This window comes from Streptomyces sp. NPDC002623 (assembly GCF_053592635.1).
The window spans coordinates 59126-84289 of the sequence record NZ_JBSFWB010000033.1; the positions used below are offsets into that span (position 1 = coordinate 59126).

A 25164-nucleotide genomic window follows, 5' to 3' on the forward strand; every position below is an offset into this window, starting at 1 on the left:
TAAGGGTGACTCTGGGTGCTTGTCGACCGATGCGGTGTCGGCGTATGCGCTGATCGCGGCGGGTGAGGATCCGACCGAGCGGGTGCCGGAGGCGGTGGAGGAACTTGAAAGTTTGGGCGTCGTCGTTCGTGATCTTCGTTCGGGTGGTCGTCCGGTCGCGCTGAACCCGCGGGACATTCTCCGCAGGCGTATCCAGGTCGAATTCCAGAATGCTGAGGATTGCCTTACCCGAATGCGGGCGCTGCCGGGCACGGCGTTGGCGTTGGAGGACGCTTTCGAGCGGTCTCAGCTGCACTCCGGGGGCAGGTCGGAGTTCATACCGAACCCTGTGGTGGTGAATGCCCGTCTTCAGGATGTGGTGGGCGCAGCGCAGTTCGAGATCCTCGCCGCGCAGCCGTCAGGGCCGCGCACGGTAGAGCACCTCGAGGGGGCCCGCGGCCGCGACAACGGGGCCCTGGACCGCGGCGTCGCCTTGCGGACCCTGTACCTGGACACCGTCCGCGACAACCACGTGACGGCAGAGCACGCCAGGATGATGGCCAACCGGCCCGACGGCCGGCCTGCGGAGTTCCGTACGCTGCTCGAGCCGTTCGAGCGGGCCATCGTCATCGACCGCCGGACCGCGTTCATCTCCAACACCGTGGTCCAGGGCGGGCACGAGAACGCCGCCTGGCAGATCACCGACGGAGCGTTCGTGGCGTACATCGTGGCGGAGTTCGAGGCGCGTTGGCGGCGTGCCGACCCCTGGCACGGCGAACTCCGGGCGCGCGGCGGGGCCAGCCAGACGGTGGACACGGTGTCCGGGGCCGGCGGGGTACGGACGACGAAACGACAGCGGGAGATCCTCCGGGAACTGTCGGCCGGACGGAACCAGAAGGGCGCCGCACGCCGACTGGGGATCTCACTGCGCACGTTCAACGGGGAGATCGCAGAGCTCCGGGACTTGTTCGGGGCGGCGACGGTGGCGGAGCTGACGTACAAGTGGGCGTCGTCGCCGGACCGGCACGTCGACGACAGCGAGGGCTTATCGGACGATGCGGCAGCATAGGCTGCCTACGCCCGTGTGAAAGGACCCTGCCCATGCCCGCCGCGGCCAAGCCGTCGCATCTGACCTGCCGTACCTGCGCTTCCACCGTGCCGACGCCGGAAGAGTTGCAGTGGGCGCCGTTGTGGGATGCGGGGTGGCGGTGGCGGGGCGAATGCCGGGGGAGCAAGAAGTTCGTTCCGGACGTGTGGGTGTTCTCCTGCCCGGACTGCCCGTCCGTCCTCGAGGCCTCGTAGCCGGTCAGGACGGCCGTTCCCCGGTCGCGTTGGACGGCTGCCACCCCTTGAGTTCCGCCAGCTCCCGCTGCGCGGCCTGGAGACGCTTCAGGGCGTCCGCTAGGTCGGCCCGCAGGTCGGATCCGCCCGTGTGCATGCGCCCGTAGCCATGCGCCACGTACTGAAGGTCGGCGATCCGGGCGCGCAGCCCTTCGGGGTCGCGGTCTTGCCGGAGCTCGGCAACCGTCGCCTGCAACTGCTGCATCTGCTCTGCGGTGGACTTGGTGGCGTTCTCGCGGCCGCGTTCGTATCCCCTGCGGAATGCCTGCCGCACCGCGTCCCTGCCCTGGGCTGCCCTGAACCGCTGCCATACGGCGTTCACGATGCTCCAGGACGTGACGTTCTCCTGGAGGAGGCGTTCCACATCGCGCTGCGCGCCGGCGAACTGCCTGGAGCCGATCGGTTCCTCTTCGGCGGTGCTCACTGGCTGCCTTCCAGGTCGGCCCCACCCAGGACCAGCCGAAGGCGGGCCCGCTGCGGAACGGGCTGCTTCCCGGGGATCGGCCAGTCGTCCGCGCGCACGCCGTACACGGGCGGTTCCCACTCCGGCCATTCCTGGTAGTGCCGGTACAGGCGAACCCAGTCAGCCTCGAAGTAGCACGCCATCAGACCGCCCGCGTTGGGCACCGGATCGGGTGCAGCGTCGTTCTGCGCCTTCACCTGCTGCTGCACACGGACAGCGTGGTCGTGGTGCCGCGGGCAGAACCAGTGCCAGTGATACCAGCCGGTTCCGAGCTGCTTCTCCAGAACTCGATGCTTGCCGGCGGCACCGCAGACGTTCTCCTTGTTCCGGTAGTCGTCGGCATCCCGCTTCTCGCGCGCAACCCGCTCGGGCAGGGTCCACTGGTGGCCTTTCCAGGGCTTCTCCTTGTAGGCGCGAACTCGCGGTCCGACGCACGTCCGATTGGACGGGTCGTAGCCGCCGGGCATCTGATCGGGGGCGATGTACCGGGGCGTGTCGTGCTGGATCAGATGGCGGACCCGGTCGGTGTAGCGGGAGCGCGGGGCCGGTGCTCCGAGGGCCTTCCGCAGGTTGCGCCACTGCTCTTTCGGATCGTCGGTGCGCTGCATGGTGATGACGTACGCGAACGCCAGGAGGAGCTCTCGAGCGGGCCCGTCTGCCCGGTCGTCATGGTAGATCTGGCTGGCCATGTCGGCGAAGCTCTGTCCGCCGCCGCGGCCTCCGGTCTTCGTCTTCGGGTCCGCTGGCACGGACTGGTCGGGGACCAAGTTGAGGGCTCCCACGTCAGTCCCCCTTCCGGCTTCGCCCGCTGTACCAGGGCAGGGCCAGCCCGTCGTTCTCCGCCCTCGGCACCAGGTGCAGGTGGAGGTGGAACACGGACTGGGTGGCCTCCCTGCCTTTGCTAGTGATCAGGTTCATCGGGCCGCGCATCCGGTGAGCCAGCATCGACGCCTTGGACATGGTTCGGGATGCCACGTACTCGGCGTCCGCGAAGTCCTCCACGTGCGTCTTCGGAATGACCAGCGTGTGGCCTTCAACGACGGGGTGCAGCGGCACAATGGCGATGACGTCGTCCCACTCCCGCACGATCGTGGCCGGGGCCTGTCCCGCGACGATGTCACAGAAGGGGCATCCCGGCTTGGTGACGCGGTCGGACAGTGGGATCAGGCCTTTGTTGTAGCTGGGGTGGTCGGGGTTGGCCAGACAGTTCTCGGGCTGGCCGGTGGGAGCGCAGTGCCAGCAGGAGTGTGAGGTGGCAGAGATGGTCATGCTGCTGCTCCTTCCGGGAGATAAATGCGGCGTCGTACGGCGGCCAGGTCGTCGTCCTGGACGGTCCACAGCCCGAGCTGGCCGCGGACTCCGAGGACGGGGTGGAGGATCGGTCGGACGTTGTCGAGCCGCCAGTGCCACAGCTTTCCGTCGTCGGTCTGGGGGAAGCCCCACGGTGCACAGCAGCGCGGGCGGGCGGCCTGGTGGCACGAGATGAGGTCGGCGACGGCGATGAGGGCGCCGAAGTGGCGGGGCCAGTTGCGGATCGTGTCGGTGGGGAGAGCGTTGGCGTCTTCGGCGAGGCCGGCGTGGATGAGGATCGTGGTGCCGAGCTGGGCAGCCGGAATAGGTCGGGGCCGGTTCTCGATGCGTTTCGGGCCGTGAGCGATCGCCGCTCCCCACGGTTGACGTACGGTCAGGGCTCGCATCAGGCGCGCTCCTTGCCCTCGAGAACGTAACCGTTGCACCGCTTGGATCCGGTTCCGGTGGTGTCGCTGGCATGCAGCTGTGTGACCTCGATGGCCCGGCGGCGGATCTCGCGTCCGTTCTCGGTGAGGGTGACCACGTCGACCTTGCCGAATCCGTACAGGCCAGGTGTGGTGATCGGCTTGCCGACGACTTTGATGCGGCGTGGCTCGGTGTACGGGTACGGATCCCCGACGCTGCGGTAAATCTGGCCTGGCTGGATCATCCTGACTCCTTGTTGTCCAGGGCGTCGATGGTCGGGCACGGGTGGGGGATGTACGCGACCCATTCGTCGCTGCGCGGTCCTGTCCGGCGGCGTACAGAGCACTCCTGGCACCAGGTCTGCCCCATGTGCTGGACGGGCGCGTGGATGTCCCTGACGCGCTTCTTCGCGGCGTTCAGGTCGTCGGCGAACACGTGGATGGATTCGCCGGCCAGGTACCGGCACTGGCGGATCGTTCGGAGGATGGCGACGACGTCGACTTCAAGCAGAGGGCCGGCCAGCGCGGACCAGGCGACGAACTCGATGGCGTCATCGGTGTAGGCCTGGTCGGCGAGGTCGCGGCGGGCGCGTTCGGCTTCCTTCTGCCAGGCTTCGGCCAGCTTCGTCATGGCGGCCAGGCGCTGCTGGAGGGCGTCGGTGGGGCCGGTCTTGGCTTCGGCCTTGTCGGCTCGGTCGAGGGCGTAGGCCAGTTGGATGCGTAGGTAGGGGGCGTCGGCTGCGTCCTTCTTGGCGCGCTCCTCTTTAGGTAGGGCGTCGCGTTCGGCGTTGAAGGCCTTCATCTGCTCGATGTGGTTGGTCACTGAGATGCCTCCGTTGTCCGGGCGCGCCAGGCCTGGAACTCGGACGGGCCGACGTTGTGGTCGCCGGGGCCGTCGTAGGAGGCGTGCGCCCAGTACTTCTCGAACGCGTCCAGGACCTCGGCGGCCAGCGCGGCCATGTCGTCGCGGGCCTTGATCGCCTTCACGGCGTCGGCGTACGCGGACTGCTTCTGCGAGATCTTGATTGCGAACTCGCGCATGGAGGCGTGCCCGACCAGCTGCGGGCAGAAGGTGAGAGCGCCGTGCCTTCGGGCGTCCGCTACCTCACCGATCAGTTCGTGGGCGGCGTCCGGGCGGACGCAGTCGACGTTGGAGCAGGTGAGGTATCCGCCGTCGCCGATGAACAGGTGCTCGCCGAGGCAGGCGGGGCATCGTCCCTTGACATCGATCATGGGTTGGTCGGTCATAGGGACTCCAGGGTGACTTGCACGTAGAACATCGGGAGGGCTTCCTGGCCGGGGAGTTCGTCGGGGGTGGGTCGTACAGCTGCTGGGCGGGGGCTGGAGGGCCGTGTGGGGGTGCGGTGGCGGCGTGGGGTCGGGGGGTTGCGTTTCCGCTCGCAGACGGGCCCGTAGCCGGTCGGGGATGCCGTCTTCAGCCGGCGGCCGCACCCCCTGCACCGCGGCGTCACCGGGCCGCCTTGGCCGCCAACCCCAGCAGCACGGCGGCGTGGCACAGGTCCGGCTGTCCGGGCTCGGGCAGGGGGCAGGTGCAGGCGAGGTCCTTGCCGCGCAGCGTGTGGAGGTCGGCAAGGACGCGGCGGCGGTCGAAGACCTGCCGGCCGATTTGGTAGGTCTCCTCGTACCAGCCGCCTTCGGTGCCGACGCGCAGCCACTCGGCGTAGTTGGAGGCGCAGGCGCTGCGCGGGTTGTCCATCTCGGCTTCGATGGCGTCTTTGATCGTGAACGGGTTCCCGAAGCGGGAGGGCCGGCTGACGATGACGGCACCGTTCGGGTTGTCCGTGGCGGCGGCGAGCGTCCAGCCGGGGGTCCGCTTGCGCTGGATTCGCTTCGGCATGTCAGGCCTCGCAGACGTGGTCGTCGGCGCTGAAGGGCTGACCGTCCTCGTCGTGCAGGACCAGGCCGTCGTCCTCGTCGTACCAGCCGTCACCGCTTGCACCGCATCCGCCGCACTCCCACCGTCCTGCCAGGCTGATTCCGGTGGAGCCTCCGCTGATCGTCATGTCAGGCCTCCTTGCGGGTTTGGATGTGGCGTACGGCGGTCCGGCCGGCTTTCACGGCCAGGGCGATGGCGCCGGCCGCAGCCAGCTCCGCGAGAACCAGGGCCTGGACGACCAGCCAGCCCGGCCAGTCGTTCACGGCTTCGGCTCGATGGCGTAGCGGTGGTGCGGGCAAGTACGGCCGATTTCCCATCCGCTGATCTGGTCCACGGTGTCGTTGGGCCCGCAGTAGCGGGGGGTGACGAACTGGCGGGTGAACGGAATGCAGTCGCAGTTTTTGCCGCCGAACTGGTGCTCCACGGCGTCCTCGTTCGGGCAGTCGCAGCCGACCTGTTGCGCCTCCTTGCCGGTCTGGGCGACGACAGCGGGCGCGGCGTCGGGCTGCTCGACGGAGTAGGTCGTGGTAGCCCGGACGAGCCGGCGCTGGGTCGGCGTGCCGTCCTTCCACGTGGGGCCGATCCGCTTGGCGTGGGCCAGGGCGTTCACGGCGCGGTCGCGGGCGATGTACCGGGTGCCGGGCACCCATTCGTCGGCGAGCGGGTCGTGCAGCTCTGCGGCCCACGTGTGCTCGGACGGGTGCGCCTCCGTCTCGGGCTGGGGTGCCTCGGCCAGTTCGGCCGCCCGTTCCCGGATGGCGTCCCAGGGCGCTCCCGTCCCGAGGCCCAGGGCGAACGACAGGGCGAGCCGGTGCGCCTCGGCCACCTCCTCGTCTGTGGGCTGCCTGGGGGCACGGCCGGCGTCGTAGGCGGCCAGGTTCTCGTGTGCGACGGCCAGACGGGCGCAGTGCACGCACGGCTTGCCGGAGGTGTCCCAGACGCCGGGCTTCTCGTGGGCGTGGCGGGGGCCCTTGTAGCCAAACATGTAGCGCAGGTCGTCCGCGAGGGCCGCTTCCCGGAGCAGCGTGGCCCGGTCTGCGGACGGCGGGACAGGCACGACGGCGGGATCGTGCAGCCGCGCCTCCTCAGCCATCCACGCGGGCCAGCCGTCCGGGCCGTCCGCGAAGTACACGTCGACCTTCCCCTCGGGCTGGACGCGCTCGCCGTGGCGCATCCACCAGCCGTTCACGGTCGCGTTGACACTGGCGGGCTTGCCATCCCGGGCCGCGCTGTAGACGAGTTCGACCAGAACTGGGCTGACGCCGATGCCGGGGGCGTAGCTGCCGTCCATGTGGGATTCGTCGATGACCGGGGCGCTGGTCACGCCGTAGCGGACCTTGTGGCAGTAGGGGGTGCGGGTGGGGTGGGTGCTGTCCGGCATGGGTCCTCCGGTGGCAGGGGTGTGGTCAGGCTCTCGCGGTTCGGGGGCGGGGATTGCCCCCCCCCGCCGGACGGACGGGGACAGAGGTCAGACCAGAAGCAGGTCGTCGTCGCTGAACGGCCAGGTGTGGTTGTCGTCGGGTCGGGTGCCGACGTGTCCGTCGGGGCCGCCCCACTCGTTGCGGTTGTGAGTGCCGCGCTTGTTCAGGCGGCGGGTGCAGGTGTGGCCGTCGCGGCTCATCAGCCCGCACCGGTCCGCGGGGATGAGCGGGTTACGGAACGGGACCTGCGGGCGCTCGAAGGTGATGCCGGCGTCCGCGAGGGCTTCCAGGTACTCTCTGATGGCCTCGTCGGCCAGGTCGTCGGCGCGCTCCTGCTCGATCTCGGTGAGCACGGCGGTGCCGGCTCCGGAGCAGGTGTCGTTTCGGGCGTCGCGCACGCCGGTGGTGCTGGACGAGTAGCGGTCGATGCGGACGGTGGCCCCGCAGTCGGTGCAAGTGCCCTCGAAGATGAGGGCGTGGTCGCGGCTTTCGCGGGGGAGGCGGTTCCAGGTGAGGGTGTGGCCGTTGGCTTCGGCGGTCTCGTTCATGTACTGCTTGCCGTCGGTCCACCACTGCTGCGCCATGTCGGCCTCCCCTGTCCTGCTGTCCCTTCCGGTACTGCCACTCTAACCCATATTCCATTACGTCGCCATGGGTTCAGCGACACCGGGACACACGAAAAGGCGGGCACCAACCGGCACCCGCCCTGAACCAGCCTGAAGCTGGCTAACAACTCACCGAAGATCCCCGACAACCTTCGCCACAATGGGGGCCGCATCCGCGTTGATGGCCGCGACCACTCCGGCGACAGCCTCCTGTGCCTCCTGCACCAAGGCCGCTCCCTCATAGGCGGTAGGGGTGATCAGGCCGGGCCAGTCGTGACCGGGCACCCGGACAGTGGCGGCGGCCAGAACCGACGGGCTCTTGCCGGGATCAGGTTCGATCAGTCCGAAGTAGCCGCCGCTGTCCCCCCAGGAGTGCTCCTTCTGCCAGTCCCGCCATGAGTATGGGAACTTTCGTCCGATGTCGCTGATGTGGCCGTGACGCAGCGGAACGACGATCTGGGCGTACAGGGATCCGTCGTAGTCGTCCCGGTGCAGGGTGACCCGGTGGAGGTCGGGGCGGATCCGTACGTACCCGGGGGCCATGATGGGACCGGTGGCCACGGCCCAGGCGTGCACGGCGAACTCGATCGGGTCCTGTACAGGCCGGGGGGTGTCGGTCCAGGCGTCACGGAACAGGCCGGCGTTCTGCCGAAGGTAGGAGCCGTACCGGGACTTCCCGTCGGAGGCGTTGTCCCGGTCGTATTGGCCGTCGATGGCGACGAGGGTGTGGGCATCCCATGCAGGCACTGGGGGTCCTTCCGTGGGTTGTCGGCAGGCGTCCAGCATGCCAGCGGCCACCGACAATCCGCCGGAGGTTGAAGCGAGGTGCGGGACACTGCCCGCCATGACCGAACTCCTCACCGCCCTAGCCGCCGGACTCCTCGCCGGCTTCACCGGAATGCTCATCGGCCGCCGCCAAGTCACCGACGGAGCCGCCGTCGAACATGACCAATGGCTCCGCGGGCAACGCCAAGAGGCCTACGTGGGCCTCCTTGATGCCTGGGACGCGACGGTCCAAGCCCTCGAAGACGTTGTCGCGGTCTGGCCGGATCGGCAGGAGTCCCTGGACCAGGGCGTTGAGGGATGGGAGGTGCAGAAGGCAATCTGCGACGACGTAGACGCGGCCGGCGGCATCCTGATGAAGCCGTTGGACCGTGCAGCGCTGCTGGGACCGGAGGGGGTGGACGAGGCGGTTGCTGCGATGGACGCCGCCTACGACGACGCGGCCACATACCTGAAGCATCAGGCCGGCCAGGACGGCCCAGACGACACCGAGCGAATGGCGTGGACGGGCTTGCTGACGCAGGCGCATCGGGCGCGCCGGGACTTCATGGCTGCGGCGAAGTTGGCTCTGCTGGACACGCCGCGCCCGGGCCGACGACTCCGCTGGCCCTTCCGGACGTGAAGCGGCCCCCGGACATGGCTGCCGGGGGCCGAACCAGCTCTTCCCCTACCGAACGGATACGGATCATGGGGGCGCTTCCGGAAGTGGCGCCCGCTCTCACAGGCACACGCCGAGCATGACACCCGGAACCGACAGACGTTGCCCGGTTCAGGCGGCCGGCTCTTCAGCAGAAGCCGCCATCTCCCGCAGCCGTTCCACCACAGCCCGGCAATCCCCAAGCGCCCGATGGCTCCCGCCGTACAGCGGCTGCCAGCTGTAGTTTCCCCAGTAGTCCGACCAGTCCCCGTACCAGTTGCTGTAGGGAATCATCGCGTCCTCAAACCGCATGCCATCCATCCAGGCAGAAGCAGACGATTCCGGCTCGGCGTGGCCCTGCTGCCGGTAGTACAAGGTCAATTCGTGCCTGATCCGGGCGACGTCGTACGGGCGGTTGTAGATCAGGCAGCGCCGGCCGTCCAGCGCGGAAGACAGGCGTACCAGCACTTCGCCGAAGGACGGCGCTTCGGAGACCGCGGCGTCGGTGATCCCGTGAATGTCGGTGGCCTCGCCCGGAATCGGCTCCCCCGGGTTCACCAGCGTGTCCAGGAGGATCTGGCCGGCCACGTCGGTCGCCGCGATGTCGACGATGCGCGCATCGTCCTCGAGGCCGGTGGTCTCCGTGTCCAAGATGACCGTGTCTGGGTCGGCCAGCACCTCCCTGGCCCACTCCTGGAGATCGCGTACTTCCTGCTTCCGACGATCCTCGGCACGGCGTTCATCCGCGGCGGCCTGACACCGCGTCTCCTCGTGCCACCGGTCCCACCCTTCATCGCACGGAGGGCAGCGCCGCGGGCCCGTCCACGTTCGATCCGCCCGCCCTGCGGCGATCTGCTCGTCGTCCGCAGTCTGAACAGTGCAGTCCGGTCCCCCCGGATATCCGGGGCAGGTCCGCGCCCACGCAGCCGCGCGTTCCGCCTCGAACTGCTTCTGAAGCCTCCAGCGCACCCAGCACGGAGCACACCGTGACTCCTGCTCCTTCGGGAGCGCGGCCGCGGAGACACGCCGGCACTTCCAGCAGGTGCGGGCCTGCAACGCCAGGCGCTCCTCGTGGTCCTTCACATCGCAAGCTCCACACTGGCGGTACACAACTTGCTTGCGGACCTCGCCGCACCTCGGGCAGGTACGCCGCCCCTGCATCGCCTGCTGCTGCTTCGGCGACAGCGGCCGCATCGGCGCCGCGTCGGCAGGATCGTAGAGCGGGAACTTCCCCCAGCCGTGCCCGCGCCGGTACATGCTCAGGAACCCGACCGGCTGCTGACCCTCCGCAACCTTCAACCGGTCCGCCTTCATCTGGGTCATCGTCCGCAGATGGGCAGGCACCTCGGTCGACTTGTAGACGGGCAGCTGTTCCGTGGCTGCGGTGGCGGACTCGGGCACGGAAACCTCCAACGGGGCGGGCACAGGACTATCACAGCGCATCGCACTGACAACGCGGGGCGAAACGAAAGGGGACCCGCCGGGCAGGGGCACGCGGCCGCACCACTGGCGTTCCCAGGTACGTGCCGAGGCCCCGCACGGTGGCGGGGCCTCGGTTTCCTGCGGTCGGGGCGACAGGGTCCGCGTTCAGGCCGTATCGCGGCAGCCTCGCCGATGCGCCCCGTAGGGTCGGACCGGCATCCCATCCCTGGACGCCCCTGTTTTTTTTATGTGGGAGTTCTGCGGCGCAAACGCCTACACGGAGTCTAGCTGGCCAGGTCCTTGTGGTTGCCTACGTGCCGGGCCCGCGGGACCCCGGAGAACTGGGCGGACCGGCCGGCCGGGGCCTGGCGCATCGTCCGCTCCGCTGCCTCCTGGTCCGCCTCGCCGACGGTCACCACGTCGACGTCCGTCCAGTAGAAGTCCAGCATGGTCCGCAGCGTCGTCGGATCCTGGTTCGGACCGAGGGGAACGGTGAGACGGTCCAGGAGCTGCCAGAGTTCGTAGTCCTCCTGCCCGGCGATCTCACCGGACTTGGCGTGCATGGCCTGGTGGCGTTGCACGGCGACCGCCAGCTTGCGGAGCGTCTCGCGGGACTCGTTCAGGTTCAGGTGGTTTCCGGCCCGGTTCCGATCCCTCTGGATCTTCGTGACTTGTGCGATCGTGGCCTGCACGCGCTGGTGGAAGGAGGCCGCCTTCCTGCGCGACGTCTCGTACTCGGGCAGGGTCTGGAACCACTCGCGCTTGCCGGCCTCCCCGCGGCGCCAGCAGTCCTGGTGGAACTCCTCGCGTTCGGACTTCTTCTTCCGCAGGCTGTTCGCGGTCCGCTGGTGGATCTCCCCGAGCGCCTTCCGGGTCCTGCCGATCAGGGCCTCGGACATCACCTGCTCCCATACGGCCGGGTCGCGGTGTCGGAGGGACAGGTTGGCGATGAGGAGGGTCTCGTACTCGGTATCGCTGAGGGTGGAAGGGGCGGGTGCGTCCACTACTGGCCTCCAAGCCGGTGTTGGGCGGTGATGGGATCCATCGTGCGCGTCGTGTCTGGCGGTGTTCCCCCGGCCGGATGTGCGTGGGCCCCGCCGGCCGGGGGCGACGGCGGGGCCCGGGATGATGGTCTGGCTACCTCCTGACGTACGAAACGGCGGTGATCAGCAGTGAAAGCAAGGTGGCCAGACCGGATACCTCCTCAGGCGTCAGTGTCTTGACGACGGCAGTGCAGAACATGAAGGCCAGGATGATGTTGGTCGGAAACTGGCCGTTGTAGCGAACGTATGTAGTCACGAGCGTCCCTTGCCTGGGCGGTTCGTCGGGTGGGCGGACAGAATGCTGGCAGCCCGAAAACGCTCGCTTGGTGGGTAGTTGGAGGGTGAGCCGGACCCCTGCTCTTGCTGGGCTTGGGGGTCCGGCGCCCACACGAAAACACTAACCCATAGTCCATTACGCCGCAATGGGTTCGGGGTTGGCTACCCCAATCGGTCTACCACCGGCGCTGAAGCAATGCCCTCAGCGCCAGCCACGCCCTCGCTGAGTTCGGTCAACTCCTGGCGTACCTCAGCGTGCTCCGCGGTTCCCACCAACGCTGCGGACAGCATCTGTGCAATCGGATCCGCCGTCGGGTGCTCGCCCCGCTTCACCGAACGCAGCCGCAGCAAGCTGACCACGTCCCAAGCCCGGTTGTTCGACTCCCGTACCGCCACAGCACCGTCCCGGGCGCGCTGAAGAGACTTCAGGAAGTCCACCAGGTCGTGGGACTCCAAGTGCGCCCGCACCTTCTCCTCCACCACCCCTGGCGGGGCAGGCTGGGATACAGGGTCGTCGTGGTGCCAGTCGCAGTTGTCCAGCGGGCACGCGATACACGTCCAGCCAGTGCTGAGGAATCCCTTGGCGGTGTAGTGCGGCGCCTGGCCGCGGTCCGCCTTCCACAGGCCGGCATGCTCGGCAGCCTGCCTCTCGGTGCTGCTCATACCCTCACGTCCTTTCGGCAGTGTCGGCACAGATCCGATCCGGGCTCCAGAGGCCGGCCGCAGAAACCGCCCTTGCCCTCGCACTCACCAGGCAAGGCACCAGAAAGAACCGTATCGACCGTATACGGAGCAGGGGTGGGCGTCGCGGCGCTCTTCGAGAACGGCTTCCACGCAGACTGCGCGCTTTGCGGCGGCGGACCGGCCAGGGCCTGCTTCAGCCGACCGGACACAACCGCGCCCACCGTGGTCTTGATCTGATCCGGCAACGGACGTCCAGCAACTACCTGGCGCAGCTGATTGTGCGTCCAGCCTTCCAGCAGCATGCCAGCCACAGCCAACCCCTGATCCTGGAGCGTCTTTCCCGTCAGCAAGAACTCCGGCTGCTCAGCTCCGATCGCCAACAGCAGGTCGACGCCCGGGTTCCTGACAATCTGACGAGGAATCTGCGACCCGTCCGTCCCTCCATCCCCTGCCGCTGCCGACTCCTCCGGGACGGAAGGACGGCTAATGGTTCTACCTGGTGGATCACTAATGGATTGCAGGTCAGATTGACCTCTCTTACAGGTCAGATTGACCTGTCTGTCAGAGCGATCTGACCTGTGGGCCAGGTCAGATTGAACTGTTCGCAGGTCAGGACGCTCCGAGGGGTACAGGTCAGATTGACCTGTCAGCAGGTCAGAGGGCTGCTGTGGGGGCATCGGGGTGTCGAACGACAGACGTTCCACCTCGTTGTCGTCGTACGCCTTCCGAGGACGCCCCATGGATGCCAGCAACGGAAGGTTCACGCGGGCCAGATTGCTCGTTTCGGGCCGACGGATGGACCTCACCAGGTTCTTGCCGATCAGCTTCTTCTTCGTACGGCGCACGGTGCTGACCGACGTCCCCGTGTCTTCGGCCAGACGGTCCTCGCCGGGCCAGCAGTAGCCGTGCGGGTCGGTGTAGTTCGTGTACGCCAGAAGCAGAAGCTTCTCGCCGCCATCCAGGCCGTCGGCTGCAAACACCATGGCCATGTGCTCGACACTCACCGTGTCGCCCCCAAGCCATGAGAGTGATCACGACGGGGGCACCTATCACGAGTCTCGTGATGGTGGGTATTCTCCTGCATAGGAGAACCTCACTTCGAACTCAGTGGATCTTCTGGTCCGGCGGATTGGCGTCCGCAGGGTGTGCTTGACGGCCGGCGAGCGCTGCGACTCCCGGCCGTTCGGCGTTTCCGGGCTCAGGCTGCGATCTGAGCTGGTCGGGAACGCGACCTATGACTTGTTCGGCCCGCGGCCGCCTCGAGGCGGCCCTTCCTTGAAGTACGCCAGGAAGGCACCGGTTTCCATGGTCCGGGCGTTCCCCACCTGCACGTACGGGAGCCTTCCGGGTTTCTCTCCGAACGGCCATCCAGTGTCTGTTCGGGCGATGTACCGGAGGCCATCGGGCGTGATGCTGTCCACGAGGCCTTGTTCGATGAGGAGGAGCGCTCCGGTGGTAAAGGTGACGAATGGTGGCTGTGCTTCGGTCACCGAGCATCACCGGTCGAGACGAACTTCGATGTTCCCGAAGTTCTCGCTAGGGTTGGCACGTACGGTTCCTTCCTTCACCTGGGGAGTTCTGTGCAGCCGGTACGTATTCGCAGTACGCCGGCGTGGAAACGGTCGACGGTCTTACCCACCGTTCGGCCGTTTCTGCTGATCAGGGCGGTGAACGCATGAACCCATCCTCTCCTGTCACGCCGCGAGGGCGTTGATCGCATCCACGGTCTCGATCGCCGTCTGGTTCCCCGCGTACCGGGGTGCGCTGAGCATCCCCGCCACCCGGTCCATCCGCTTCACGATCCACGAAATCTGCTCTTCCACTGGCAACGACAGCACCGCTGCGAGGGCATCGGCCGCGCCCTCCACGTCGTCGAGCTGCACTCGGGCCGTGGCCAGGTAGATGTGCGCCAGGCGCTCGTCGTCCAGCGACCGTTCCGCGGCCGGCCCGGACTCCCACAAGGCGATGGCCTCGAGGGCTTCCCGCTGTGCGCGTTCCGCGTCGTGGCCGCCTTGCAGCCAGATCAGGCTCGAGCCCGCGTAGTACGACTGCTTCGCCCGCGAGAACCCGAACAGACCTTCCAGGCTGTCCGGCCTGCGCATCCGTTCCCGGGCCTGCTCGGCACCGTTCAGCGCGGCGTTCGACGCCCTCGAGTCACCGAGGTTCGCCAGGCACTGCGCTTCACCGCACCGCAGTCGGGCCTCACCGGTCCCCTGACCGTGGCCGACCCACTGGTAGCCGTCCTGGATGTACTCCAGCGCCCGCCCGTAGTCGCCCTGGAACCGGGCGATCAGCGATTTCGTTCCAGCCACCCAGGCAGCCAGCTCGGCGTCTCCGGCGAACTCCGCACACCGGCCGGCGGCCGTGGCGTGCTCGAGGGCTTCGTCCGCGTCGCCCATGTCGAGCAGCGCGTACGACAGAACCCCAGACAGACGCCCTGCCGTCACGTACAGATCGGACCGGTCCTGTGGACGGTGGTGGCCCGACCGGATCCGCTCGAACGCCTCACCGCGCAGGGCGTGCGCCCGGTCCATCATCGGCGCCGGGGGAGACGCCAGGTAGTCGACCGCCGTGGCGGACACACCGTCCTGGAGTTCGCCGATGTCCAGATCCGCCAGCGCGGTCAGATCCCGGGACATCGCCAGCGCAGCAGCGCGCGTGCGGTGAGAGACCGCAGCCTCCCTACGCTCTCTGTCCTCCCGATGCCACTGCTCCACCAGCGCGCCGTTCGCACGGGTCGCCTCGTCCGCGGCCTCAGCCACACACAGCGGAGTCGGCCGGCGGCCGGTCTCGAAGTTGTGCAGCGACGTCCGGTCGTAGCGCACACGCTGCGCCAGATCAGCCAGGGACATGTGAGCAGCCAGCCGCCACTCACGGAGCAGTTCCGGGAAGGTCGTCATGCCGTGAGTCTTCCTCCTCTCGCATCTCGTTGGCAGGGCTTCGCGCCCTGTTCGCCGTCTTTGTCTGTTGGCAATCCGGAGACGGGCTGATTGCCAACAGCAGCCTCAACTCTGCGGGTCCTGTCCGGTGCTGGCATGGAGTCAGCACTGATCCAAGTCCTCAGGAGAGACCACCGTGGGCTCACGCCTCCCCGCCTTCCTTGTCCCGGCGCCGCTCCTCGCGCTTTGCGAAGTGGACGCCGTGCTGCGGGCGGCGGGCGTCGAAGTAGGCCTTCACCGGCTCCCAAGGAAGGAAGTAGTAGCGGCCGATCTTCTGCCAGTTCTCCTTGGGGACTGGGAAGTCCGGGTCACCGTGAGCGAGCTGCTGAACCCGCTGCTTGCTGAGATCAACGCGTCTGGCGATCTCCGCGAGCGTCACCATTTCTGGCGGCCTCCCTTCCTCGGTCTTCTTCGGCACGTCTTCATCTTGCCCCATGATGTTGACCCAAGTCTATATCAGTGGTCTACTGGAGATACAGCGCGACCCCGACCCAGCTTTCGCCGGACCGGGGTCGCGTGTCCGGAGCGGTGTTGCTGCACCGCGAAGGACTTGGAACCGCCCTACCTGCGCTATCAGGAGGCTGATCCCGTCATGAAGGATCGCACAACAACCCTTTCCAGGGCACCGCACCCTGCCAACAACGTCCACCAGGACACGCCGGATTCAACGGTCACTCAGATCGGTCCGCGTACGCCGGGCACCGTGTACGACAACGCCGCCGGCCTGTTCCAGGTCCGCGCCGTGGTCACCGACCGCACCGAGGCCCGCCGGATCCTGCGGCGTAAGGCCGCCACGTTCGCCGTCCTCGTCCGCGACCTGCACACCGGCACCGAGCACTACACCGGAGCCACCTGGACCGGATCTGACCGCGTCCTTAAGGCGGTTGCGTGATGTCCGACTTCGACGAGCCGATGCCGACCGACGACGAGCTGCGCGCCCTGGCGCTCTACAACCACCTCGTCAACCTGTCCCCGGACAACGGCGACCGCGCCCTGATGATCACGCTGCGGATGCCGGACGGCCGCCGCATCGGCGACGTGTGGCTGTCCGCCCAGTACGTGCAGAACCTCATCGACAGCACGATCGGCATGGCCCTGCTGGCCAACGCAGAAAACCGGCTGGCCGAAGCCGAGGCAGCCGCAGAGGAGCCGACGGCCGCGACCCTCCCGACCGCCCAACACGAGACCCCGCCCGGAGACTTCTCCGCAGCAGCCGTAGCCCAGTGCAACCCGGCCCTCTACGCCGACGTCACCGACGTGTTCCTCCTCCTCGACCCCCGCGAGATCACCCGCACCGTCCTGGACCACCGGCAGGTCGACTTCCACACCGTGGTCCGAGCCCTGGACGAAGCATTCGGTGAGATCGCAGACCCGTACGCCGACGAGGACGACACGGCATGAACGCCCTCAACGACGTCTTGGACGACCTGAACGGCTTCGACTGGATCCCCGGCATCACCCAGATCCTCGACGGGATCCGCACCATCCAGGACGCGGCCGCCGAAGGCGGACTGTCCCTGGAAGCAACGCAGACGCTCCTCGCACTGCTTGGCAACCCGGACGGGCCGGACCTCACCGAGGCCCTGGCCGTCCTGGCCGCCACCGTCACCAACCCGACCACCAACCCCGCCCTCCACACCCTCGACGACGACACCGCCAAGGCCGTCCAGCTCCTCGGTGAGCAGCACGCACGCGACGACGCCGACTACGCCATCCGCGATCACACCATCGAAGCCGCCGCTCTCATCAGCGGCATCTGACCCCGACGGAGGACCCCGCCATGAGCACCGACGACGCCATCAAGGCCGCCGCCACCGCGGTCCGCGCCCACCAGACCGCGCCCGACACCGTGACTCTCCGTGACATGCAGGACAAGGTCCAGCAGGCCCAGAACCAGGGCGTCAGCCTCCAGGACATCGCCAACGCCAACCAGGCCTGATCCGGAAGGAACTCCCGTGCCTCGAATCGACCAGACCACCGCAGAAGAGATCGCCCACCGCGTCACCCTCGCCGACGGACGACGGGTCATCTCCCTCACCGGACCGGACGAAGCCCCCGGCAACCAGAACGAGGAAGTACGCGGATACACCCACCCGGACGGCACCGGGTTCGTCGTCACCGGAACCGCCTCCTAACCCCCGAGACCGGGTCCGGTCGGGAAGCCCCCGCCCGGCCGGACCCACCCCCCCCGTCTGGCCCTGCCCGAGACGCTGCCACCGGCCGCGCGTCGAGTACGACCAGCCCCCACCCGACCACCACCCAGCCGAGGACAACCGTGAACCCCAAGACCAAGAAGACCGCCCTCACCCTCACCGGCGAGGCCCTCCTCATCGGAGTCTGCCTCCTCGCCGGGCTGGCCGGCTTCTACCTGCTCCTCGACTGGAGCCAGTGGGCCGCGGCCGTCCTCGCCATAGCCACCGGCGTCGCCGCCGACCGCGTCGCCAGCCCGGCCCTCACCGCCATGTTCATCACGTCCACCGCCACCGACCAGCAGGACAAGGAGACCGTCCGATGACCGGCCCCCAGCAGCCCATCACCGACGCCGAAGCCCGCGACCGGGTCTTCCAGATCATCGGCTCCGACATCCCGCCCGGCACCTCCGCCTACACCGGCGACTGGCACCAGGCCCTCAAGGACACCGCCCGACGCTGGGCCCCCACCCGCAGGCAGCGCCTCGCACGCCGCATCCGCAACGCCCTCCACCTCGCCGCCTGACCCCGGAAGGACACCGAACGCCATGGCAACTGCCCAGGAGACCACCACCGCCTACCACTGGGTCATGTCCATCCAGACCCGCAACGGAATCCTCAACACCCGCGACGCGGTCGTCGACGTTCCGGCCGGCTTCACCCGCCAGCAGATCTTCCAGTTCGTTTGCAACCAGTTCGCAAAGGACTACGGCACCCCGCTCACGGTCCTGTTCTTCGACCTTCAGCCCAACTCCCTCTGACCCTCGCCCCGTCCTACACGCCAGGAAGGACCCGCCCATGCTGCGCATCATCCGCACCGATACCCTCGCCGCCCTGCACGCCGACCGTGCCGCCCTGGAGGCAGCCCGCGCCGAAGCCGAGCAGGCCAAGGCCGCGGCCGCCCGCGCCACCGACACCGCGACCCGCGCAGAGACAGTCGCCAAGCGACAGCTGAGGGACCTTGCGCAGGCCCACGCCGACCGCTTCCAGGCCGAACGCGACCGGGAAGCCGCGCGATCCGAGCGCAACCAGCAGAAGGCCGACACCCAGCAGCAGCTCGCCGAGCTCCGTGAGGACCTCGCCAAGCTCCGCGACGCGGCTGCCGACCCCGAGACCGGCGAGACCGTTCGTGCCGCCGTCGCCTACCGGATCCTCCGCGATCTGTACGCAGACGCATGGAACGGGGGACTGCTCCCACGCCGCCCCTTCGATCTCCTCGCCATCGTCCTGGACTTCAAGACCGCCGACCAGAAGACGCCCACCCCCGAACCCGTTCTCTGACCACTCCATCCAGCCTCACCGCAAGGAAGGACCCGAGCCCGATGACCACCACCCCGGGAACCGAGCCGAACCGCCCCCAGGACGGCACCCTCGCGCCCACCGCGCCGGGGAGCACCCCCCTCACCCGAACCCAGAAGATCCTCATCGGCATCGTCGTCATCGGCGTCCTCACCATCGCCACCCTCGGATTCATCGGCTCCTACAACGCCGTCACCACCCTCGCCACCGCCAAAGGCTTCGGACGATTCGCCCACGCCTTCCCCATCGCCATCGACGCCGGCATCGTCGCCTTCCTCGCCCTCGACCTCCTCCTCACCTGGCTGCGCATGCCCTACCCCATGCTCCGCCACGGAGCCTGGCTCCTCACCGCCGCCACCATCGCCTTCAACGCCGCAGCCGCCTGGCCCGACAAGCTCGGCACCGGCATGCACGCCGTCATCCCCATCCTCTTCGTCGTCGCCGTCGAAGCCGCCCGCCACGCCATCGGCCGCATCGCCGACATCACCGCCGACAAGCACATCGAGTCCCCGCCCGTCTCCCGCTGGGTCCTCAACCCGCCCGGCACGTTCGTCCTCTGGCGCCGCCAGCGCATGTGGGGAATCCGCCTCTGGGACACCGTGGTCGACCTCGAGCGCGAGCGGCGCATCTACCGCGCCCAGCTCCGCAAGGAACACGGCCGGATGTGGCGCCGCAAGGCCCGCGCCGAACAGCTCCTCGTCCTGCGCCTGTCCGCGGACGGCATGTCCATCCAGGAGGCCATTGACCGGCCCCACCGCGAAGAGCAGAAGCAGGCCGAAGCCGAAGCGAAGCGCCAGACCGAACTCCGCGTGAAGGCCGAAGCCGAAGCCGAAGCGAAGCACGAAGCCGAACTGCGTCAGGCCGAAGTCGAAGCGAAGCGGCGGGCCGAAGTAGCCGAAGCCGAAGCAGCCGAAGCGCGCGCCCGGGCCGAAGCCGAAGCCGCAGCCGAAACGCTTCGACTCGAAGTCGAAGCGAAGCAGCGAGCCGAAGCGGAAGCGGCCCGGATCCTTGTAGCCGAAACCGAAGCGAAGCTCGCCCAGATCGCCCGAGCCGAGCAGCAGGCCGAAGCCGAAGCCGAACTGAAGCGGCAGCGCAACATCAACGAGCAGGCCGCCCTCCTGGCCGAAGCGGCACGTCGCACCCGGGAGCAGCAGGACGCGGAAGCCAGGCAGCGCCGCGAGCAGGAAGCCCGCGAGCGCGCCCAGCGCATCGCCGCCCGTGTCACCGCGACTTCGACTTCAGCTTCGGACAGCGCTTCGACTTCGGCCGTCAAGCGGACCACCACTTCGGGTTCGGCTTCGACTTCGGTCTCCGGCATCACCGGGCCCCGGGCGAAGAAGCAGGCCGAAGTCGAAGCCGTCCTCGCCCGCATGGTCGAAGCCAACGACCCCGAAGTGGTCTCCCTGAAGTGGATCGAAGAGCACTTCGGACTGAAGCAGACCACCGCCTACGACCGCCTCGTGACCGCCCAGCGGCTGTACGCCGAAGCCCAGAACCCGAACCAGACCAAGACCGCCTAGCCCGAAGGAACCCGAAGTGGACCAGCGCGTGTTCGGCCCGTACTACAGCACCCCGCCCGAGAACCGCCCGCCCGAAGCACTGATCGTCCCCACCCCCTGCACGCCGCGCCGACCGGAGAACCGGCAGACCAAGCGCCGCATCCTCCTCGCCGCACGGAACGCCCTCAAGAAGCGCATCAAAACCCGACCCTGATCAGGACAAACACCCGACAGGAAGGAGGCCAGTAGTGGCCCTGAACCACCAGGTCCAGCAGCGTGCGGCGTCCCCGGACGCCGTACCGGTGCGCCCCGCCCCCACCCCGCCGTACCGCAGGCCCGCGCCGGCCTCCCATCCGATCAAGCTCATCCCCTCCAGCCACCTGGCCCAGATCCCGACTGTCCTCGAAAGGAAGTGCGTGAGGTGAGTGCAGACACCATTCCCACGTTCACGCTGGACCCTTCAGGGACACCGGCGGACGCTACGTTGAGTGACAGTAGTGGCGGCGGGGCGGGGCGGGGCGGAAGCCAGAACGGCTCAGGAAGCCCTCTGGTCGTGGTTCAGCAGGGTCGCGGCGCTTCCCCGCCCCGCCCCGCCCCGGACCGATCTCGCAGTATCACGGACAATTCCCTGCGAAACGGATACGCGGCAATCTCACACAGCGTGAGCGGCGAAACGGCTGCAATCGGCCTCGGATTCATCCTCGGCGGCCCGATCGGAGCCATCATCGGCGGCACTGTCGCCCCTGCCGCGCTCGCCGCCCTGATGTGGCGCAGCAGGAACGCCGAGCATGACGAGAACAGCAACGACACCAACACCGGGAACGGCTCCTCGGATTCGTCCGGATCACGCGACCGCGCTGGCGGCCCGGGAGACCGGGGGCGTGGAAACGGCCGCGGCAACGGCGGTGGCGGGGGACGGAACAACGGCAACGGAAGCGGTTCGGGCGGCGGCCGGCACAAGGCGCCCAAGAGTCCCCGCAACGGTGCAAGCGGCGGCACCCAGAAGAAGCCGAAGACCAAAGACCCGATCGCCGACAAGCTGGGGAAGCTCGGCAAGGACCTGGCCGGCAAGTTGAAGCCGAACAAGGCCGAAAAGGACAAGGCCCGGAAGAACGGCAAGGAGGTTGGCGGAACCGACCCGAAGAGCAAGACCGACAAGGCGAAGAAGGACAAGACCGCCGCCCCGTGGACCAGCTCGCCTGACGGCCTCGACCCGAAGAAGCCGAAGGACAAGAAGGACCGCAGGCGCAATGCCCGGAAGGAAAAGGACGACGACGCCTCAAGCTGGACCGCGCGCGATGGCCTCGCCCCGAAGGGCCCGAAGGGCGGCGGCGATGACCTTCCGCCGAAGCCGGATTACGACCCGGACGAGTACGTCGACGCCGAGCTCGTGGACGACGACATGCCATCCAAGCCTGGCCGGGATCCCGGGCAGGTCATCGACGCCGACGTAGTCGATGAGGACCGCATCGCGCTGGTACGCGCCAAGCGTGAACGCGACATGCGGCGCCGCGCCATCTCCGAAGGCAAGAAGGCGGCCGAGAAGGCCGCCCGTGACGGCAATCTCGGCGACCCTCACCGGGTCAAGCTCGAGGTCACCCGCCAGGCCAACTACCGCATTGATCGCGAGCTGCACCACCAGAAGGAACGCCTGGCCCTGACCGCGGCAGCAGAAACACCGAGGAGCACCCCCGTGAACTATCCCGCGATCCAGGCCGCGCCGGCCGGTACCCGTACCGCCGACGTCGCCATCGCCCGCCAGGTCGACTTCCGAGGATCCACCGCCTACGCCATTCTGCGCGCGATGGCCGACCAGATCGCGCACGGCCTGCACCACGATGCCGACGCCGACATGGCGGACCACATCGTCGAGCTCACCGGCATCCCGAACATGTGCAAGAACCTGTCGGTCGCCGTTCAGGAAGCCGCCCGCGCGCTCGCCCGTACGGCACCTCTGCACCCCTCGGTCATCAAGCACCTGAACAACGCGGCAGTCGCAGCCCGCAGCGCCGGCCTGATGGCCGACAACATCATGATCGTGTTCGTGCAGGCGCATCGCGAGGACATCATCCGCGTCCTCGACCCCCGCATCGGCGAGGAACGCTGGAACCTGCGCAACGCCCCCGGCACCCTCGACGCCGCGAAACTGCGCGCCGCTATCGCCTCCGCACACACGGCACGCCTCGCCCTACCGGCCGGTGCGGCCCCGGCCGGCGGCGGCAGCAAGCTGGTCCCGGCATCCGACGGCAGCACCAAGAAGCTGATCAACCTGATGAAGGGCTTCACCCGCGGCCACATGGTCAACGTCCTCTCCGAAGTCGCCGGATCCGCTGCCGGAGTGGAGGCAGTCGCCGAATCAGTCACCAAGCTGTACCGGCGCATGGTCAAGACCTGGCCCACCGAGGGAGTCGTCGACGACACCGTCCGCGCGACCGCCTCCAAGGTCCGCACCGTCTCCGACGAACTGAAGAAGGCCATCAGGGCGGCGCAGCGGGCCCACCAGCGCGAACTGAAGCTGAACGCGAAGCCGCGCAAGGGAGCGCGCGCCGAATCCAAGTGGGACGTCGCCACCGGCCGCGGCGCCAGCAACTAGACCGAGAGGAGATCAAGACGTGACCACCACAGACATTCCGGCGGGCTTCCAGACGCCGACCGACAAGCCCAAGCGATGGGACTTCAGCCGCGACGCCGTCACCCACGGACGCCTCACCGCCTGGGGTGCCGAACTCGCCTGCGCCAGCGCACTGATTGCCCCCCTCGCCGACATCCCGTGGCAGGCGGGCGCGGGCGCCGGAGTGCTGTGCACGGGCGCGGCAGTGCTCTACGAGAAGGCCCGCGGATCGTGGCGGCGCGTCATGGTCGCCCGCACCACATCGTGGCTGGCCACCACCGGCTGGCTGTCCTACGCCCTCGCCACGAAGCCGACCCTGCTCACCATGGCGTTCGGCGGAGCCATCTGGGCCGCCGGCGCCGCCGTCAACATCGGCATGGACAAGTGGGGCGAGGAAACCCGCGCCGCCGAAAAGGAACTCGACCGCCGCCTGGAGCAGGGCGAGAACATCAAGCAGGCCCAGGACGGATGGGCGCGCCTCCTCGAGGACATCTGCGGCATCGAAGGCGCAGTCGCCGACCCGGTCATCGACCGATGGCGCAGCGGAGCCGGCTACACCGTCAAGATGACCCTTCCGTCGCACATGAACGTCGACGCGCTCCGCGGCTACGAAGCCGCCCTCGCCGGAGCCCTGCACCTGCCCAAGGGCGGCGGCGTCAGCTTCAACGCCGGCGGCCCCACCACCCCCCGCAACGTCGTCTTCATCGCCGTCACTGAGAAAAACATGATGTCGGGGGCCATCCCCTACCCGAAGCTCACCCCCACCACGATCAACAAACCGGTCGCCTTCGGCGTCGTCGGCAACGGCGACGAAGCAGGCCTGAACCTGAAAGACGAAGGCTTCATCGCCATCGGCGCGCAGGGATCCGGCAAGACCGCCCTGATGAAGACTCTCGGCCTCGGCTTGATTCGCTGCGTCGACGCCGTCGTCATCGACCTCGACACCTCCGCCAAGATGTCCGCCGTGTTCGTCAACCCGTGGCTCCGACACGGCATCGGCGTCCCGCTCATCGACTGGCCATGCACCACCGACGACGAATGCCTCCTCGCGGTCCGAGCAGCACGGGACGCGATCGCCGCCCGCAAGACCGAGTACGCCGACCTCCTCGAAGACGAAGACCTCGACAACCTGCCCGCCCGCCCGGACATCCCCGCCATCCACATTCGCGTCGACGAGACCAAGTCCATGTCCGACGAAGTCCTCCAGGGCATCGACTTCATCATCGAGGAAGGCAGGTCCGTCAACGTTCGCGTTTCCAACACCGGCCTGCGCGCGACCCGCGACTACATCACCGCCGCCATGGACGAACTCACCCCCGGCCGAATCGGCCTGCGCACCAACAACTCCAGCGAACTCGACATGCTCTACCCCGGACACGGCGCACCCGACATGGCCATCTTCACCGACCCCGGAACCGTGGTGTACATGTCCGCCACCAAGGGGCCCTTCCAGCCCGTGCCCGCCAAGGCCTACGCCACCATGGCCGAAGCCTTCACCGAGGGCAGCGACGACTTCAACCGCATGTCCACCCTGTTCCTGGACGCCGCCCGGCAACTCTCCGACATCCGCCCCGCCATGGACCCGATCACCGCCAAGGCCATGGGACTTGCCTGGTCCCAGCGATGGGCCCGCATCATCCCCAACCTCCGCGGCGACTCCTACGGCAACGTCGACTCCACCCGCATGCACGAGTCGGTGTGGGAGCTCTACCAGTCCTGGGACACGCCGGCGTCGTACGACCTGCTCCTTGGCAGGCTCACCGACGACGACGGCGACCCCATCGCCCCGCCGTCATCCGGCTCCGCAGCCGACATCCCGCGCCTCACCGAGGACATGCTCGACGATGCCGAGCTCGACCGTCTCGCCGCACAGGAGGCGGCCATCGAACTCGCGAAGACCTCGCCGAAGCCGAAGTCGAACGACGCCCTGGCCACCGAACTGTTCCGTGCACAGGGCAGGCCCGTGAAGCCGTCCGAGGTGTACCCGCTCATGGTCAAGGCCGGATACGACAAGTCCGAGCGCACCTTCCGCGACCTGTGCGCAAAACTCGGCCTACAGGACAAGCTGGCCAGGGGCCATGATGGAACCTACGCGGCAGTCGAGAGCGGTGAGGTTCCCCATGTCGGACGAGTTCCAGGACCTGAAGATGACCCCGATGGAAGAAGCGATGCTCCACATGAGTGAGCTGATCGCCGCCCTGAAGAAGGCCGGTCTCAGCGAAAACTCCGCAGTGCGCTTCGCAGCCATCTACTTCAACGAACAGTCGAGCTCCATCGACGACACGAACACCGACTGAGAACACCACGCGACCAGAAAGCCCCCGGGTCGTACCCGGGGGCTTTCTGTATCCACCCACCAGC

General features: G+C 68.1%; 37 protein-coding genes. 16 read left to right on the forward strand and 21 right to left on the reverse strand.

The window, feature by feature from the left end; translation table 11 throughout:
* Positions 1-19 precede the first annotated feature (19 nt).
* The gene (locus tag ACWD4O_RS38945; protein ID WP_451287573.1) at positions 20-1048 is read left to right on the forward strand and encodes a helix-turn-helix transcriptional regulator; all 1029 of its coding nucleotides are present in this window, start codon (positions 20-22) and stop codon (positions 1046-1048) included.
* 237 nt (positions 1049-1285) lie between these two features.
* Here ACWD4O_RS38945 and ACWD4O_RS38950 read toward each other — a convergent pair whose 3' ends face one another.
* From ACWD4O_RS38950 to ACWD4O_RS39010, 13 genes are all read right to left on the reverse strand, one after another.
* Entirely contained in the window at positions 1286-1744 is a 459-nt protein-coding gene (locus ACWD4O_RS38950) for a hypothetical protein (RefSeq protein ID WP_451287575.1), read from the reverse strand.
* Positions 1741-2565, reverse strand: coding sequence for a hypothetical protein (locus tag ACWD4O_RS38955; RefSeq protein ID WP_451287577.1), 825 nt, complete (start codon positions 2563-2565; stop codon positions 1741-1743). The genes ACWD4O_RS38950 and ACWD4O_RS38955 overlap by 4 nt, the downstream gene beginning before the upstream one ends.
* A 1-nt stretch (position 2566) precedes the next feature.
* Positions 2567-3052 (reverse strand): HIT family protein, encoded by a 486-nt coding sequence (locus ACWD4O_RS38960; protein ID WP_451287579.1) that lies wholly within the window; start codon positions 3050-3052, stop codon positions 2567-2569.
* Positions 3049-3480, reverse strand: coding sequence for a hypothetical protein (locus tag ACWD4O_RS38965; RefSeq protein WP_451287581.1), 432 nt, complete (start codon positions 3478-3480; stop codon positions 3049-3051). The genes ACWD4O_RS38960 and ACWD4O_RS38965 overlap by 4 nt, the downstream gene beginning before the upstream one ends.
* Positions 3480-3743, reverse strand: coding sequence for a hypothetical protein (locus ACWD4O_RS38970; protein WP_451287583.1), 264 nt, complete (start codon positions 3741-3743; stop codon positions 3480-3482). The genes ACWD4O_RS38965 and ACWD4O_RS38970 overlap by 1 nt, the downstream gene beginning before the upstream one ends.
* Positions 3740-4321 (reverse strand): hypothetical protein, encoded by a 582-nt coding sequence (locus tag ACWD4O_RS38975; protein ID WP_451287585.1) that lies wholly within the window; start codon positions 4319-4321, stop codon positions 3740-3742. The genes ACWD4O_RS38970 and ACWD4O_RS38975 overlap by 4 nt, the downstream gene beginning before the upstream one ends.
* Entirely contained in the window at positions 4318-4746 is a 429-nt protein-coding gene (locus tag ACWD4O_RS38980) for a hypothetical protein (protein WP_451287587.1), read from the reverse strand. The genes ACWD4O_RS38975 and ACWD4O_RS38980 overlap by 4 nt, the downstream gene beginning before the upstream one ends.
* Before the next feature lie 220 nt (positions 4747-4966).
* Positions 4967-5356, reverse strand: a complete 390-nt coding sequence (locus ACWD4O_RS38985; protein WP_451287588.1) for a DUF4326 domain-containing protein — start codon at positions 5354-5356, stop codon at positions 4967-4969.
* Between the two features lies 1 nt (position 5357).
* The gene (locus ACWD4O_RS38990; protein WP_451287590.1) at positions 5358-5522 is read right to left on the reverse strand and encodes a hypothetical protein; all 165 of its coding nucleotides are present in this window, start codon (positions 5520-5522) and stop codon (positions 5358-5360) included.
* 1 nt (position 5523) lies between these two features.
* Positions 5524-5658 carry a hypothetical protein gene (locus ACWD4O_RS38995; RefSeq protein WP_451287592.1) on the reverse strand — a complete coding sequence of 45 codons (135 nt, stop codon included), beginning with the start codon at positions 5656-5658 and terminating at the stop codon, positions 5524-5526.
* Positions 5655-6776 (reverse strand): hypothetical protein, encoded by a 1122-nt coding sequence (locus tag ACWD4O_RS39000; RefSeq protein ID WP_451287593.1) that lies wholly within the window; start codon positions 6774-6776, stop codon positions 5655-5657. Before ACWD4O_RS39000 ends, ACWD4O_RS38995 begins: the two co-directional genes overlap by 4 nt.
* 87 nt (positions 6777-6863) lie before the next feature.
* Entirely contained in the window at positions 6864-7400 is a 537-nt protein-coding gene (locus ACWD4O_RS39005) for a hypothetical protein (RefSeq protein WP_451287595.1), read from the reverse strand.
* 150 nt (positions 7401-7550) lie between these two features.
* Complete coding sequence (locus ACWD4O_RS39010; protein WP_451287597.1) at positions 7551-8168, reverse strand: hypothetical protein; 618 nt, start codon at positions 8166-8168, stop codon at positions 7551-7553.
* Positions 8169-8265: 97 nt separating this feature from the next.
* Between ACWD4O_RS39010 and ACWD4O_RS39015 the strand changes: the two genes are divergently transcribed.
* Positions 8266-8826, forward strand: coding sequence for a hypothetical protein (locus ACWD4O_RS39015; protein ID WP_451287599.1), 561 nt, complete (start codon positions 8266-8268; stop codon positions 8824-8826).
* 147 nt (positions 8827-8973) lie between these two features.
* On the opposite strand, the gene ACWD4O_RS39020 is transcribed toward ACWD4O_RS39015, so the two are convergent.
* The 8 genes from ACWD4O_RS39020 to ACWD4O_RS39055 all read right to left on the reverse strand — a co-directional run bounded on the left by ACWD4O_RS39020 (position 8974) and on the right by ACWD4O_RS39055 (position 15623).
* Positions 8974-10242 (reverse strand): exonuclease domain-containing protein, encoded by a 1269-nt coding sequence (locus ACWD4O_RS39020; protein ID WP_451287601.1) that lies wholly within the window; start codon positions 10240-10242, stop codon positions 8974-8976.
* A 305-nt stretch (positions 10243-10547) separates the two neighbouring features.
* On the reverse strand, positions 10548-11267 hold the full coding sequence (locus tag ACWD4O_RS39025; RefSeq protein ID WP_451287603.1) for a hypothetical protein: 720 nt from the start codon (positions 11265-11267) through the stop codon (positions 10548-10550).
* Positions 11268-11400: 133 nt separating this feature from the next.
* Complete coding sequence (locus ACWD4O_RS39030; protein WP_451287605.1) at positions 11401-11562, reverse strand: hypothetical protein; 162 nt, start codon at positions 11560-11562, stop codon at positions 11401-11403.
* A gap of 182 nt (positions 11563-11744) precedes the next feature.
* Positions 11745-12245 (reverse strand): hypothetical protein, encoded by a 501-nt coding sequence (locus ACWD4O_RS39035; RefSeq protein WP_451287607.1) that lies wholly within the window; start codon positions 12243-12245, stop codon positions 11745-11747.
* Positions 12242-13270, reverse strand: a complete 1029-nt coding sequence (locus tag ACWD4O_RS39040; RefSeq protein WP_451287609.1) for a helix-turn-helix domain-containing protein — start codon at positions 13268-13270, stop codon at positions 12242-12244. Before ACWD4O_RS39040 ends, ACWD4O_RS39035 begins: the two co-directional genes overlap by 4 nt.
* A gap of 228 nt (positions 13271-13498) precedes the next feature.
* Positions 13499-13756 (reverse strand): hypothetical protein, encoded by a 258-nt coding sequence (locus tag ACWD4O_RS39045; protein ID WP_451287611.1) that lies wholly within the window; start codon positions 13754-13756, stop codon positions 13499-13501.
* A 204-nt stretch (positions 13757-13960) separates the two neighbouring features.
* Positions 13961-15166, reverse strand: a complete 1206-nt coding sequence (locus tag ACWD4O_RS39050) for a helix-turn-helix domain-containing protein (RefSeq protein ID WP_451287613.1) — start codon at positions 15164-15166, stop codon at positions 13961-13963.
* Positions 15167-15347: 181 nt separating this feature from the next.
* On the reverse strand, positions 15348-15623 hold the full coding sequence (locus ACWD4O_RS39055) for a hypothetical protein (RefSeq protein ID WP_451287615.1): 276 nt from the start codon (positions 15621-15623) through the stop codon (positions 15348-15350).
* A 285-nt stretch (positions 15624-15908) separates the two neighbouring features.
* Between ACWD4O_RS39055 and ACWD4O_RS39060 the strand changes: the two genes are divergently transcribed.
* The 14 genes from ACWD4O_RS39060 (at position 15909) to ACWD4O_RS39125 (ending at position 24988) form a co-directional block, all read left to right on the forward strand.
* Positions 15909-16097, forward strand: a complete 189-nt coding sequence (locus ACWD4O_RS39060; RefSeq protein ID WP_451287617.1) for a hypothetical protein — start codon at positions 15909-15911, stop codon at positions 16095-16097.
* Positions 16097-16606: a hypothetical protein gene (locus ACWD4O_RS39065; RefSeq protein ID WP_451287619.1), complete on the forward strand. Its 510-nt coding sequence runs from the start codon at positions 16097-16099 to the stop codon at positions 16604-16606. The genes ACWD4O_RS39060 and ACWD4O_RS39065 overlap by 1 nt, the downstream gene beginning before the upstream one ends.
* Complete coding sequence (locus ACWD4O_RS39070; RefSeq protein WP_451287621.1) at positions 16603-16965, forward strand: hypothetical protein; 363 nt, start codon at positions 16603-16605, stop codon at positions 16963-16965. Before ACWD4O_RS39065 ends, ACWD4O_RS39070 begins: the two co-directional genes overlap by 4 nt.
* 20 nt (positions 16966-16985) lie before the next feature.
* Positions 16986-17144 (forward strand): hypothetical protein, encoded by a 159-nt coding sequence (locus ACWD4O_RS39075; protein ID WP_451287623.1) that lies wholly within the window; start codon positions 16986-16988, stop codon positions 17142-17144.
* 16 nt (positions 17145-17160) lie between these two features.
* Complete coding sequence (locus ACWD4O_RS39080) at positions 17161-17340, forward strand: hypothetical protein (RefSeq protein ID WP_451287624.1); 180 nt, start codon at positions 17161-17163, stop codon at positions 17338-17340.
* A gap of 140 nt (positions 17341-17480) precedes the next feature.
* Positions 17481-17720: a hypothetical protein gene (locus ACWD4O_RS39085; protein WP_451287626.1), complete on the forward strand. Its 240-nt coding sequence runs from the start codon at positions 17481-17483 to the stop codon at positions 17718-17720.
* Positions 17717-17920, forward strand: coding sequence for a hypothetical protein (locus tag ACWD4O_RS39090; RefSeq protein ID WP_451287628.1), 204 nt, complete (start codon positions 17717-17719; stop codon positions 17918-17920). Before ACWD4O_RS39085 ends, ACWD4O_RS39090 begins: the two co-directional genes overlap by 4 nt.
* A gap of 22 nt (positions 17921-17942) precedes the next feature.
* Complete coding sequence (locus tag ACWD4O_RS39095; RefSeq protein ID WP_451287630.1) at positions 17943-18155, forward strand: hypothetical protein; 213 nt, start codon at positions 17943-17945, stop codon at positions 18153-18155.
* Positions 18156-18192: 37 nt separating this feature from the next.
* The gene (locus ACWD4O_RS39100; RefSeq protein WP_451287632.1) at positions 18193-18675 is read left to right on the forward strand and encodes a hypothetical protein; all 483 of its coding nucleotides are present in this window, start codon (positions 18193-18195) and stop codon (positions 18673-18675) included.
* 41 nt (positions 18676-18716) lie between these two features.
* Positions 18717-20213: a DUF2637 domain-containing protein gene (locus ACWD4O_RS39105; RefSeq protein WP_451287634.1), complete on the forward strand. Its 1497-nt coding sequence runs from the start codon at positions 18717-18719 to the stop codon at positions 20211-20213.
* 16 nt (positions 20214-20229) lie between these two features.
* Complete coding sequence (locus ACWD4O_RS39110; RefSeq protein WP_451287636.1) at positions 20230-20406, forward strand: hypothetical protein; 177 nt, start codon at positions 20230-20232, stop codon at positions 20404-20406.
* Positions 20407-20440: 34 nt separating this feature from the next.
* On the forward strand, positions 20441-20617 hold the full coding sequence (locus ACWD4O_RS39115) for a hypothetical protein (protein WP_451287638.1): 177 nt from the start codon (positions 20441-20443) through the stop codon (positions 20615-20617).
* A 236-nt stretch (positions 20618-20853) separates the two neighbouring features.
* Positions 20854-22785, forward strand: a complete 1932-nt coding sequence (locus ACWD4O_RS39120) for a hypothetical protein (protein ID WP_451287640.1) — start codon at positions 20854-20856, stop codon at positions 22783-22785.
* A gap of 19 nt (positions 22786-22804) precedes the next feature.
* The gene (locus ACWD4O_RS39125; RefSeq protein ID WP_451287642.1) at positions 22805-24988 is read left to right on the forward strand and encodes a hypothetical protein; all 2184 of its coding nucleotides are present in this window, start codon (positions 22805-22807) and stop codon (positions 24986-24988) included.
* The last annotated feature ends 176 nt before the right edge of the window (positions 24989-25164 follow it).